10 protein-coding genes are annotated in these 12,826 nt (G+C 72.0%); 6 read left to right on the top strand and 4 right to left on the bottom strand.

Annotation, left to right across the window (positions count from 1 at the left end):
• Positions 1–29: 29 nt before the first annotated feature.
• The 4 genes from VIM26_RS24025 to VIM26_RS24010 form a co-directional block, all read right to left on the bottom strand.
• Positions 30–896: a carbohydrate ABC transporter permease gene (locus VIM26_RS24025; protein ID WP_414696560.1), complete on the bottom strand. Its 867-nt coding sequence runs from the start codon at positions 894–896 to the stop codon at positions 30–32.
• Between the two features lie 5 nt (positions 897–901).
• Positions 902–1,936 carry a sugar ABC transporter permease gene (locus VIM26_RS24020; protein WP_331955854.1) on the bottom strand — a complete coding sequence of 345 codons (1,035 nt, stop codon included), beginning with the start codon at positions 1,934–1,936 and terminating at the stop codon, positions 902–904.
• 65 nt (positions 1,937–2,001) lie between these two features.
• The gene (locus tag VIM26_RS24015; RefSeq protein WP_331955853.1) at positions 2,002–3,264 is read right to left on the bottom strand and encodes a sugar ABC transporter substrate-binding protein; all 1,263 of its coding nucleotides are present in this window, start codon (positions 3,262–3,264) and stop codon (positions 2,002–2,004) included.
• A 59-nt stretch (positions 3,265–3,323) separates the two neighbouring features.
• A complete protein-coding gene (locus VIM26_RS24010; RefSeq protein WP_331955852.1) occupies positions 3,324–4,484 on the bottom strand; it encodes a LacI family DNA-binding transcriptional regulator in 1,161 nt (386 codons plus the stop codon).
• 83 nt (positions 4,485–4,567) lie between these two features.
• Between VIM26_RS24010 and purL the strand changes: the two genes are divergently transcribed.
• The 6 genes from purL (at position 4,568) to purF (ending at position 12,823) form a co-directional block, all read left to right on the top strand.
• Complete coding sequence (gene purL, locus VIM26_RS24005; RefSeq protein ID WP_331955851.1) at positions 4,568–6,922, top strand: phosphoribosylformylglycinamidine synthase subunit PurL; 2,355 nt, start codon at positions 4,568–4,570, stop codon at positions 6,920–6,922.
• Between the two features lie 314 nt (positions 6,923–7,236).
• Positions 7,237–7,965 (top strand): copper homeostasis protein CutC, encoded by a 729-nt coding sequence (locus VIM26_RS24000; RefSeq protein WP_414696559.1) that lies wholly within the window; start codon positions 7,237–7,239, stop codon positions 7,963–7,965.
• A gap of 672 nt (positions 7,966–8,637) precedes the next feature.
• Positions 8,638–9,789: a ribosome small subunit-dependent GTPase A gene (gene rsgA / locus VIM26_RS23995; RefSeq protein ID WP_331955850.1), complete on the top strand. Its 1,152-nt coding sequence runs from the start codon at positions 8,638–8,640 to the stop codon at positions 9,787–9,789.
• Between the two features lie 393 nt (positions 9,790–10,182).
• Positions 10,183–10,578 carry a sterol carrier family protein gene (locus VIM26_RS23990; protein WP_331955849.1) on the top strand — a complete coding sequence of 132 codons (396 nt, stop codon included), beginning with the start codon at positions 10,183–10,185 and terminating at the stop codon, positions 10,576–10,578.
• A gap of 132 nt (positions 10,579–10,710) precedes the next feature.
• Positions 10,711–11,244, top strand: coding sequence for a hypothetical protein (locus VIM26_RS23985; protein ID WP_331955848.1), 534 nt, complete (start codon positions 10,711–10,713; stop codon positions 11,242–11,244).
• Between the two features lie 31 nt (positions 11,245–11,275).
• Positions 11,276–12,823 carry an amidophosphoribosyltransferase gene (purF, locus tag VIM26_RS23980; RefSeq protein ID WP_331955847.1) on the top strand — a complete coding sequence of 516 codons (1,548 nt, stop codon included), beginning with the start codon at positions 11,276–11,278 and terminating at the stop codon, positions 12,821–12,823.
• Positions 12,824–12,826 lie beyond the last annotated feature (3 nt).

The following is a 12,826-nucleotide window of genomic DNA, read 5'->3' as shown; positions in this document are numbered from 1 at the left end:
CGGCGAACCGAACCGGAGAACGAGGGGCCCTACTTGATGCCGGTGGTGGCGATCCCCTGGATGAAGTGCTTCTGCAGCGCGAGGAAGACGAGGATCACGGGCACGACGACGACGACCGCACCCGCCAGCAGCAGGCCGTACTCCGTCTTGTTCTGGCCGACGGCGTACAGCGCGAGCGCGACCGGGAGCGTGTACTTGTCCTCGGTGCTCGCCACGACCAGGGGCCACAGGAAGTTGTTCCACGACCCCAGGAAGGTGAGGATGCCGAGGGTCGCGAGGGCTGGCTTGCACAGCGGCATGATGATGCGCGCGAAGATCCGCAGCTCGCTCGCGCCGTCGACCCGGGCGGCGTCGATCAGCTCGTCGGGCAGCCCGCTGATGAACTGCCGCATCAGGAACACCCCGAACGGTCCGGCGAGGAACGGCAGGATCAGCCCCGCATAGGTGTTCACCAGTCCCAGGCTGCTGACCAGCACGAACAGCGGGACCAGCAGCACGACGCCGGGGATCATCAGGGTGCCGAGCACGATCCGGAACAGCCAGTCGCGGCCCCAGAAGTCGATCTTCGCGAACGAGTACCCGAGCATCGAGCAGAACAGCAGGTTCCCGAGCGTCACCGCGACCGCCACGATCGCGGAGTTCGTGAAGTACTGCGGGAAGTCCAGCTGGGTGAACAGCTGCTGGAAGTTCTCCAGCGTGAAGGTGTGCGGCCACCAGGTGGGCGGGCTCTGCCGGATCTCCGCCTCGGGCTTGAGCGAGCTCAGCGCCATCCAGATGAACGGCGAGACGACGGCGATCAGCCCGACGCCGAGCACCGCGTACAGCCACCCGTGCGGGCGGGCCTCGCCGATGGCGATCGACCTGCGCTCCGCGGTCCGGACCTCGCGTTTGGTCATGGTGCTCATCGGGCGCTCCCGGCCTTCGGAACGGAAACAGCAACGGCGGTGGCGCGGCGGGGCCGACGACGTGGGCGCCGGTCGTGCTCGCCGAGCAGGCGGAACTGGATCAGGGTGAGCAGCACGATCGCGAGGAACAGGATGTAGCTCATGGCCGAGGCGATCCCGTAGTTGCCGAACCCGAACTGCTTGTAGATGTAGTACGAGACGGACAGCGTGCTGTTCAGCGGGCCGCCCTGGGTCATCACGAACGGCTCCTCGAAGAACTGCAGGTACCCGATGCCGGTGATCACGGCGCCGAACAGCAGCGTCGGGCGGATCGTCGGGACCGTGATGTTGCGCAGCCGCTGCCAGGCGTTGGCGCCGTCGAGCGCGGCCGCCTCGTGCAGCGACGTCGGGACGCCCTGCAGGCCGGCCAGGAAGATGACGATGAGCGTGCCCATGCTGCGCCAGACCGCCATCATGATGAGCGCCGGCATCGACCAGTTCGCGTCTCCGAGCCAGTTGGGACCCTGGATCCCGAACCAGCTCAGCGCGATGTTGATGAGGCCGTTGTCGCGGGCGAGCAGGAACCGCCACACGACCGCGACCGCGACGATCGAGGTCACCACGGGCATGTAGTACCCGACGCGGAAGAAGCCGGCGGCCCGGGTGATGCCGGTGTTCAGCCCGACCGCGATCATCAGCGCGACGAACATGACCAGCGGCACCCCGACGATCACGAAGTAGCCGGTGTTGCGTGCCGCCTGCCAGAACAGCTCGTCGGACAGCACGGCCTTGAAGTTGTTGAGGCCGACGAAGTTCACCGCGAACGGGTTCTGCAGGTCGCGGCTCTTGATGTCGGTCAGGCTCATCAGGAGCGAGGAGACGACCGGCCAGGCCGTGAACACCATGAACAGGGTCACGAACGGGAGGGCGAAGCCCCAGGCCGCGCGGCTGCGGCGCCGGCGCAGCGGCGTCGAGCGCCGGACGGCCGGGCCGGCCCCCCGCGCCGGCCCGGAGGCCGGTGCGGAGGACTTCGGAAGGGTGGTCGCCGACATTGGTTACTCCGACCTCGGTTCGCGCGGGGTGCCCCACTCGCTGCGCTCGCGGCGCCTCCCCGTGCTCACAGTCCTGTGCCGATGGCGTCAGCCTGCTTCTGGATGGCGGTCGCGGCCTGCTGCGGGTCGAGCCCGCTCTTGCAGACCTTCTCGAGCTCGGTGTCGATCACGGCCGCGATCTGCTCCCAGTTCGGGATCGAGGGCGGCGCGACGGCGGACTTGAGCTGGGTGCCGAAGACCTTGAGCTGCGGGTCGGTGGCGAGCGCGCCGGTGTCCCACGCGGAGGAGACGGCCGGCAGGTCGCTGGTGGTCTTGTACCAGGCCACCTGCGTCTCCGGCTTGCTGAGCCACTGGATGAACTTCCAGGCGGCGTCGCGGTTCTTCGCGCTCTTGAACACGGCGACGTCGCTGCCGCCCATGAAGGAGGCCTTCTGCTTGCCCGCGGGCAGCGGAGCGACCGTGAAGTCCTTATTGCCGGCGTCCTTGAGGATACCCATGTGCCACGGCCCGGAGACGAAGGAGCCGATCTTGCCGGCGTTGAAGTCGCTCTCCATCGTGCCGACCGGGACGTCCGTGGGGGCGACCTTGTCGGTGAAGAAGGACTGGTAGAAGGTCAGCGCCTTGACGAACTCGGGGGTGTCGAGCGTGAGCTTCTTGCCGTCCTTGCTGATCACCTGTCCGCCCGCCTGCCAGACGAACGGCAGTAGGGTCTGCCAGGCGCCGGTCTGGCCGGCCTGGATCGTGGTGCCGAACTTCGCGCCGCTCGCCTGCATCTTCTTCGCGTTCGCGGCGAAGTCGTCCCAGGTCGCGGGCGTCGTGGAGACTCCGGCCTTCTTCGCGACGGCGTTGTTCGTGTACAGCACGCGGGTCTCCACGTACCACGGCACGGCGTACGCCGTGCCGCCGACCTCGGTGGTGCCCCAGGCGCCGTCGTAGAAGGTGCCGGGATCGATGCCGGCCGGGACCGCGTCGAGCGCACCCGAGGACGCGAACTCACCCATCCAGGTGGTGCCGATGAGCGAGAGGTCGGGGGTCTGTTTCGCGGCGATCGCCGTCGAGATCTTGTCGTGCGCGGCATCCCACGGGATCGACGTCACCTCGACCTTGGCGTCCGGGTTCTCCTTGGTGAACCCCTTCGCGAACTCGCTGAGCTTGTCCCCCTCGGTACCCATCGCCCAGACCTTGATGGTGCCCTTGGCCTTGCCGGCCGCGACCGGGGCCGCCGTCTTGTTCTCGGCGGGCGGGGTGTCGCTGCGCCCGCAGCCGGCCAGGGTCAGCGTCGTCGTCACCGCAAGCGCGGCGACGCTGACACGCAGGATCTTTCGCATCGTGATTCTCCTAGGGGGTCGTGCTCTTTGGGGGTTGTGGTGGGAAGTCTGAGCAGGGCTCAGGGGTGCGGGCCGCAGCTGGACCGGACCACCAGTTCGGCGGGCAGTACCTCGTGCCGGGGCGTCGTGCGGCGGTGCTTGATGCGTTCGTCGAGCACCTGCGCCGCTTGTGCGCCGAGCAACCGCATGGGCTGTCGGACAGTGGTGAGGGCCGGCCGCGCATGGCGGGCGGCCATGATGTCGTCCCAGCCGGTGATGGCAACGTCGACGCCGACCCGCAGGCCGGCCTCCTCGGCGGCGATGATCGCGCCCAGCGCGATCTCGTCGTTCGCGCACACCAGGACCTCCGGCCGGGCGGACTCCGCCAGCACGTAGCGCGCCACGCGGGCACCCGCGTCCTCGTTGAGGTCGCACGGCGTGAGCTCCAGCTCGGTGCCGGAGGGGGCGAGGCCCTGCGCGATCGCGGCGAAGCGCTCGGCGACGTCGTGCGACAGGTCCGGCGAGCCGAGGAACCGGGCGGACCGGTAGCCGTGCTCCCCGAGATGGGCGCCGAGCTGGCGGGCCGCGGTGGAGTTGTCGATCCGCACGCTGTCGGCGTTGCCGACGGCGGGACGGGCGAGCAGCACGACGGGCAGCCCGGTCGCGAGGATCTCCTCGACCAGCGAGTCGGGCACCGTGCGGCCGAGCAGGACGAGCCCGTCGACGCGCCCGGCGAGGTCGCGCGCGGCGGCTTCCGGGTCGGGCCGGCCGTGGGTCGCCTGGATCAGCACGCTGCGGCCGAGGCTGGACGCCACCTCCTCGTGGCCCATCACGACCTCGGCGTAGTACGGGCCGGAGAGGTCCGGGAAGACGATCCCGGCGGCGGCGTGCCGGCGCTCCGCGAGGGAGGTGCCCAGGTGGCTGGGGCGGAAACCGAGCTCTTCGACGACCTTCAGGATCTTGGCGCGGGTCGCGTCGGCGACCGGGGCGGAGCCGCGCAGGGCCCGCGAGACGGTCGCGATGCCGACGCCGGCGCGGCGGGCGACGTCGTAGATCGTCACCGTCTGGCCGTTCGCCGGAACCCCGGTCGGAACCCCGGTCGGAACCCCCGTCGGAACCCCCGTCGGAACCCCCGTCGGAACCTCCGCCTGGGCACCGGCCGGACGCGGCTCCGGGACGGTCGCGCTGCCCGACGGCGGCACCGGGCGCGGGGTGGCGACGTCGTCGGGAAGCGCTTCCATATGACGAGGGTCACACGGAACCGGGTGAATGTGCAAACCGGTAACCTTGAGGTCGGCTCCGCAGACCCCACGGCAGGGAACAGATGACCACCGCACCCGACCGCCCGTTCCTCGACACCGTCGACCACGCGACGACGACCCCCGACGATCCGCAGCCCTGGGCTGACCTCGGGCTCAAGCCCGACGAGTACCAGCGCATCCGCGACATCCTCGGCCGGCGGCCCACCGCCGCCGAGCTCGCGATGTACTCCGTCATGTGGTCCGAGCACTGCTCGTACAAGTCCTCCAAGGTGCACCTCGGCCAGTTCGGCGAGAAGACCACCGACGCCATGCGCGAGCACCTGCTCGTCGGCATCGGGGAGAACGCCGGCGTCGTCGACATCGGCGACGGCTGGGCCGTGACCTTCAAGGTCGAGAGCCACAACCACCCGAGCTTCGTGGAGCCGTACCAGGGTGCGGCGACCGGCGTCGGCGGCATCGTGCGCGACATCATGGCCATGGGCGCGCGGCCGATCGCCGTGATGGACCAGCTCCGGTTCGGCGCGATCGACCACCCGGACACCCAGCGCGTCGTGCACGGGATCGTCTCCGGCGTCGGCGGCTACGGCAACAGCCTGGGCCTGCCGAACATCGGCGGGGAGCTCGTCTTCGATGCGTCCTACCAGGGAAACCCGCTGGTCAACGCGCTGTGCATCGGCTCGATGCGGCACGAGGACATCCACCTCGCGAACGCCTCGGGTGTCGGCAACAAGATCGTCCTGTTCGGTGCGCGCACCGGCGGGGACGGCATCGGCGGGGTCTCCGTGCTCGCCTCGGAGACCTTCGACGAGGACGGCCGGTCGTCCGCCAAGCGCCCGAGCGTCCAGGTCGGGGACCCGTTCCAGGAGAAGGTGCTCATCGAGTGCTGCCTGGAGCTCTTCGCCGCCAAGGTCGTCGAGGGCATCCAGGACCTCGGCGGCGCGGGCCTCTCGTGCGCGACCTCCGAGCTCGCCAGCGCGGGCGACGGCGGCATGCACGTCGACCTCGACCTCGTCCCGCTGCGCGATCCCTCGCTGCGCGCCGAGGAGATCCTGATGAGCGAGTCGCAGGAACGCATGATGGCGGTCGTGCGGCCGGACCAGCTGGACGCGTTCCTCGCCATCACGCTCAAGTGGGACGTGGAGACCGCGGTACTCGGTGAGGTCACCGAGACCGGTCGCCTCGTCATCGACTTCAAGGGCGAGACGGTCGTCGACGTGCCGCCGCGCACGGTCGCGCACGACGGTCCGGTCTACCACCGCCCGTACGCTCGCCCGGCCTGGCAGGACGCGCTCGTCGCGGACACCGTCGACGCCGCCGGCCTCGCGCGGCCGTCCACCCCCGCCGAGCTCCGGTCCACCCTGCTGACCCTGCTCGCGTCGCCGAACCTCGCGTCCAAGGCGTGGGTCACCGACCAGTACGACCGGTACGTGCAGGGCAACACCAAGCTTGCCCAGCCCGACGACGGCGGCGTCGTCCGCGTCGACGAGAAGACCGGCCTCGGCGTCGCGCTCGCGACCGATGCGAACGGCCGCTACACCAAGCTCGACCCGTTCACGGGTGCGCAGCTCGCGCTCGCCGAGGCGTACCGCAACGTCGCCACGACCGGCGCGCGGCCGCTTGCCGTGACCGACTGCCTCAACTTCGGCTCCCCCGAGGACCCCGACGCCATGTGGCAGCTCGTCGAGGCCATCCGCGGCCTCGCGGACGGCTGCGCGGTGCTCGGCGTGCCGGTGACCGGCGGAAACGTGTCCCTGTACAACGGCACCGGCGAGCCGGGGCAGCTCGACTCCTCGATCCACCCGACCCCCGTGGTCGGCGTGCTCGGCGTGCTCGACGACGTCTCGAACGCGACCGGCTCCGGGTGGACCGCACCCGGTCAGGCGGTCTACCTGCTCGGCACGACCAGCGCGGAGCTCGACGGCTCGGCCTGGGCCGACGTCGTGCACTCCCACCTGGGAGGGGTGCCGCCGCGCGTCGACCTGGCCGCCGAGCGCACGCTCGCCGAGATCCTGGTGCGCGCCTCGCGGGACCACCTCATCGATGCCGCGCACGACCTCTCCGAGGGCGGTCTCGCGCAGGCGCTGATCGAGTCCTCGCTGCGGCACGGCACCGGCGTGAGCGTCGACCTCGACGCGCTCTGCGAGCGCGACGGCGTCACGCCGTTCGAGGCCCTGTTCTCGGAGTCGACCGCCCGCGCGATCGTCGCGGTGCCCCGCTCGGAGGCGGTCCGGTTCGCCGACCTGGTCGGCGCGCGTGGCTTCCCGCTGCTCAAGCTCGGGATCACCGCGGACGCCCCCGCGCCCACCGCCGACGACGACGCCCAGAGCCCCGCGGTCGAGGTCGCCGGTCTGTTCACGGTGCCGCTATCCGAGGCCAGGACCGTCTCGGAAGCGACCCTGCCGGCCTACTTCGGCTGATCGGGGCCCGGACGTGGGCAGGCTCCAATGACCGGCACGGCCCCTGCCAGCCGACGTCGGAACGAAACCCGACTGAAAGCCTCAAAGCCGATCGCGCGAACTCGGAGGTCTGGTCCGAACTCGGACATTGCAATGTCCGAGTTCGACACGAACCTCCGAGTTCGGCGGCCAGGAAGCCGGTATGGCGAGGTCCGCGGGGTTCGAGTTGCTGACGTGGCGCGCTGGGCGTGGAGTCGTCCCTGCCCGCCTGCGTCGGAACGGGTGCTGACGTGGCGCTCCGACCTGCCCCGAAGTACGTCGGAGAGCATGGCCTCGTGCTGACCTGGCACGAGGTCGAGATCGCGGTGCAGGACGTCGCGGGCGTGCGGATCGCGCAGGCGGCGGGCGCCGACCGCATCGAGCTCTGCGTCGCGCTCGCGGCGACCGGCGGGCTGACGCCGCCGATCGGGCTGATCGAGGCGGCAGTCGCGACCGGCCTGCCCGTGCACCCGCTGATCCGGACCCGTCCCGGCGGGTTCGGCTACGACGCCGACGAGCTCGACGTCCTCGTGCGCGACGTGCGGGCTGCCGTCCGCGCGGGTGCGGCGGGCGTCGTCGTCGGCGCCCTGACGTCCGAGGGCGGCGTGGACGCGGGCGCGCTGCGTGCCCTGGTCGAGGCCGCGGGGGAGGCGCACGTGACCTTCCACCGCGCGTTCGACGTCGTCCCGGACCCGCTCACGGTGCTCGACCGGCTCGCCGAGCTCGGGGTGCGGCGGGTGCTGACCTCCGGGGGCGCCACGCGGGCGATCGACGGCCGCGACGTCCTCGCGACGGTCGCCGCACACGCCCGCTCGACCGGTGGCCGGGTGCGGATCATGGCCGGTGGCGGCGTCCGGGTCACCGACATCGGCGACCTGTTCGCCGCGGGCGTCGACGCCGTGCACCTCTCCGCCCGCCGCCCCGCCGTCGCACCGGGCGTCCAGGGCCCCGGCGGCGGCTCCGCCGGCTACGACGTCACCGACGAGCACGTAGTCCACGCCGCACTAGCCGCCGCCCGCGCGTAGTTCCCCGGTGGCCGCACCCCGCGCGGAGCCGCACCCCGCGCGGAGCCGCACCCCGCGGGCGGTCGTATCGCCCCGGCCGGCTCCTTTGCACGACCTCCCTCCGCAGGATTCGAAGGCCCACGTCAAGCTCGGACACTGAGCGGCGGGCTGCCAGACAGGTCGTCGCGGCTCCCCTCGAGACGCTCGCTCCGTCGGTCGGCATCGTCCGTCGGTGCGGAGCATGGTGCTGGTGGGGCAGGAGTTGATCGAATTGCCCGTCCAGCGGGACATCTTGGTCACTCGCGCACCATGCTCCGCACGGACGGATCTGCCCGAGCGCACCGAGCACCGAGCACCGAGTTCCGCCGGGAGCCGAGGGCCGCGCTCGAGTGGTACGCGTCGGGTTTGGCCGGCGGGGTGGCCCGAGAACCACGCCGGGCCCCGACCAGACGCTCCGACGGGAACGCCCCCACCCACGCAACAACCTGACCGCCGGTAGTTCCGCCGGACCGGACATCCCACTCGTCCACCGAGTGCGCGATTTTGGCTGCTGAAATCGCCTGATCAACAGCCAAAGTCGCGCACTCGCGTGTTGCCGGGCGAAAGGCCAGCTTGTGGCAAGCCGGTATCGGCGGCTCGGGGGAAGGGAAATTCTGTGGCGGTCGCGGGCTGAGGGGTTCTACGTTCGGCCCCATGGTCAGCTTCCGGATGCGCATCGCGCGCGTCGACCGTGGCTCCGTGCTCGTCGTCCCGACCGACGGGCCGATGCCCGCGCCGGAGTCGCGACGCAGCGCACCCGCGTACGCCGAGCTCGATCGTGACGGGCGCGTGCGCGTCGGGCTCGACGCTCACGGGCTCGTGCCGGTCGGGCTCGACGGTGCTGGGCTGGTGCCGGTCGGGCTCGACCGCGAAGAGCCGGTGCGGGTCGAGCTTGACCGTGACGGCCTCGTATCCGACGCCGCAGGTGAGCGCCGCGTGCCGGCCGTCGGCGACTACGTGGACGTCGGCCACCGGGCCGACGGTGCCGCTCGGCTCGACCGGCTCCTGCCTCGCCGGACCGAGCTGGTTCGCGGGTCCGCCGGCGGGACGTCGCACACCCAGGTGCTCGCCGCGAACGTCGACATCGTGCTCGTCGCCGAACACCTGGACCCCGACCCGGACCTCGGGCGCGTCGAGCGCCTGCTGACGATCGCGTGGCGCTCGGGCGCGCAGCCGGTGGTCGTGCTGACCAAGGCGGATCTCGTGCCCGACGCCGCCGGGATGGCTGCCGACGTCGCAGCCGCCGCTCCGGGCGCCGCCGTGCACGCGGTCAGCGCCGTCACCGGTGCCGGGCTCGATCCGGTGCGGGCTCTGCTGGTGCCGAGAAGCACGCTCGTCATCGTCGGACCGTCGGGTGCGGGCAAGTCCACGCTGGTCAACGCGCTCGCCGGCGCCGACGTGATGGAGACGGGCGAGCGCCGCGACGACGGCCGTGGGCGGCACACGACCACGCACCGCGAGCTCGTGCCGCTCGGCTCCGGCGCCGTGCTGATCGACACCCCGGGCCTTCGCGCAGTCGGTGTCGTCGCCGATGCGGCATCCCTCGGCGCGACGTTCGCCGACGTCGCCGAGCTCGCGGAGCGCTGCCGGTTCAACGACTGCGCGCACGACGGCGAGCCGGGTTGCGCGGTGCAGGAAGCGCTCGAGTCGGGAGAGCTCCCAGAGCGGCGCTTCGAGAGCTGGCGCCGGCTGGGACGCGAGGCCGCGTGGCAGGCGCGGCGCTCGGATGCCCGCCTCGCCGCGCTCGAGAAGGCGCGCTGGAAGCAGCTGACGGCCACGCACCGCAGCGCCCGCCGCGGCCGCTAGCCGCGCGGACCGCCGGGCGCCGGCCGCGGCCGCTCGCAGGCGCGGACCCCCGGGCGCCCGCCGCGCACCCCCTTCGGCGGGCCCGCGACGGGTGGTCGCGGTGTGGAGAGCCGCGCGGGTGACTGGTGGTGAGGATGGGACTCATGTGAAACCTCGCCGTTCACTTCTGTCCCGTGAGTCCCCCGCGCGGCTGTCCACACCGCGCCGAACGCGCTGGACCCCGGGTTGCCGATCTCTGACGGTCGCGGAGAGCCCTGGATCGCAGTGCCCGAGCAACGGCCGCGCCCAAACTTGGCACCCAGCTTGTCGGCCCACCCAGTACGTCGTGCGATCGGCCCCGGCGTGCCGACGCCGGAGGTCGCCCCCGGGAACGCCAGCACTAACCTGAACCTCATGCCCCCACGCCGCCGGACGGACCCCGTCGACGGTCGCGCGGCCCTCGCGCTCTGGCGGGCCGACCCGTCCGCGGCGACGCGCGCGGTCGTCCGCACGGCCGTGCGATTCACGCTCGAGGAGCTCGCCGACGTCGCGCCCGGCCATGCGGTCGAGGTGCGGGTCCCGCCCGACGGCGCGGTGCAAGCCGTCGCGGGGCCGCGGCACACCCGCGGCACCCCGCCGAGCGTCGTCGAGACCGACCCGGAGACGTGGCTCGCGCTCGCAACCGGTGCGCTGAGCTGGGCGGACGCTCTGCATAGCGGCACGGTGTCGGCGTCCGGCGCCCGCGCCGACCTGACCCTCTTCCTCCCGCTCCAGGCGGCCCGTCACCGCCCCGGCCCCCTCGCCCCATGACGATCCCGGGCCCCCGGGGTCGGTGAGTTCGCCGTTTCGGACGCGAGTTCGCCTGTTTCGATCGACGATCTCGCGTCGGACCGGCGAACTCGCGGACGCGTCGCCGGTTTGTCGCCGGTATCGTCGGGCGCCGTGAGCAGCCAGGAGACCCCCGCGTCCGAGCCCCCGCCCGAATCCATGCCCGACGCCGCCCCGGTGCCCGACGCCGCGTCCGAGCACGCCATGCCGGTACCTGGCGCGGAGTACGCCCCCGATGCCGCGCCCGAGCACGGCACGCCGGTACCTGGCGCCGAGTCCGCCCCAGACGGCGCGCCGATTCCGGCCGCCGCCCAGGCACCCGCCCCCGCCGCTGACCCGTCGGGCGCCGACTCGACCGTTCCCGACCCGACGGCCCCCGACCTGACCGACCCCGACCCGACCGCCCTCGACCTCATCGCGACCCCCGCCGCCCTGCGCCGGGCGCCGAAGTACTGGGCGTTCATCCGTGCCGGGATCCTGCTCGGCGCGATCGTCGGAGCGGTGGCCGCCACGCTGACCCCGCGGGCTGCAGACGAGCCCCGGGCCGCCGTGATCTGGCTGACCGCACTCAGCCTTGCCGCGCTCGGTGCGCTGCTCGGAGGGGCTTTCGCGGTGCTCGCGGATCGCCGAAGCCGCCCCAAGCGCTAAGGCCCGCCGTCGGCCGTGCGACCATTGACGCGTGGCCCACCGCGGAGACGGACTTCTTTCACACGACCTCCTACCCGGCGAGAAGGGCCCGCAGGACGCCTGCGGGGTCTTCGGAGTCTGGGCACCCGGGGAGGAAGTCGCCAAGCTCGCCTACTTCGGGTTGTACGCCCTGCAGCATCGAGGGCAGGAATCTGCCGGCATCGCCACGTCCAACGGCGAGCAGCTGCTCGTCTACAAGGACATGGGTCTGGTGTCCCAGGTGTTCGACGAGACGGCGCTCAACGCGCTGACCGGACACCTCGCCATCGGGCACAACCGGTACTCGACCACGGGCGCGAGCACCTGGGAGAACGCCCAGCCGACGCTCGGCGCGACCGCGGGCGGCACGATCGCCCTGGGGCACAACGGCAACCTCACCAACACCGAGGAGCTCGTCGAGCTCGTCGCCGAGCGGTACGGCGCGCAGCGCCGCGGCGAGCTGGCGCGGGGCAACACCACGGATACCGCGCTGGTCACCGCGCTGCTCGCGGGCGACCCCGACCACACCCTCGAGGCCACCGCCCTGGAGGTCCTGCCGCACCTGAAGGGCGCGTTCTGCCTGGTCTTCATGGACGAGCACACCCTGTACGCGGCACGTGACGCGCAGGGCGTGCGCCCGCTCGTGCTGGGCCGGCTCGAGCGCGGCTGGGTCGTCGCGAGCGAGAACGCCGCGCTCGACATCGTCGGCGCGTCGTTCGTGCGCGAGGTCGAGCCGGGCGAGCTGATCTGCATCGACGCCGACGGGCTGCGCAGCCAGCGGTTCGCCCCGGTCGACCGCGCCGGCTGCGTCTTCGAGTACGTCTACCTGGCCCGTCCGGACACCTCGATCGCGGGCCGCTCGGTGCACACCACCCGCGTGGAGATGGGCCGCCAGCTCGCTCGTGAGTTCCCGGTCGAGGCCGACCTGGTCATCCCGGTCCCGGAGTCCGGCACGCCGGCCGCGGTCGGGTACGCCGCGGAGTCCGGCATCCCGTTCGGTCAGGGCCTGACCAAGAACGCCTACGTGGGCCGCACCTTCATCCAGCCGTCCCAGACGCTGCGCCAGCTCGGCATCCGGCTCAAGCTCAACCCGCTGAAGGAGGTCATCCGGGGCAAGCGGCTCGTCGTCGTCGACGACTCGATCGTCCGCGGCAACACCCAGCGCGCCCTGATCCGGATGCTGCGCGAGGCGGGGGCGGCCGAGGTGCACGTGCGCATCTCCTCACCGCCCGTGCGATGGCCCTGCTACTACGGGATCGACTTCGCCTCCCGTGCGGAGCTGATCGCGAACGGTCTCAGCCCCGAGGAGATCGGCGCCTCGCTCGGCGCCGACTCGCTCGGCTACATCTCGCTCGAAGGAATGATCACCGCGACCGAGCAGCCTGCCGCCCAGCTCTGCGCCGCCTGCTTCACCGGGACGTACCCCATCGAACCACCACGCTCGGCCCTGCTCGGCAAGCATCAGCTCGAGCAGAACGAGCTGCCGCTCGGTGCGCCCGAGGACGGCCTGCACACCCTGGCCGTCTCCCCCGGTGGCGCGACCGCGCTCGAGCAGCCGTGAGCG

Origin of the sequence: Pengzhenrongella sp., from assembly GCF_036565025.1 — a bacterium.
Lineage (GTDB): Bacteria > Actinomycetota > Actinomycetes > Actinomycetales > Cellulomonadaceae > Pengzhenrongella.
Note: the sequence above shows the minus strand (reverse complement) of the source record. Positions and strands in the feature narration are given on the sequence as shown.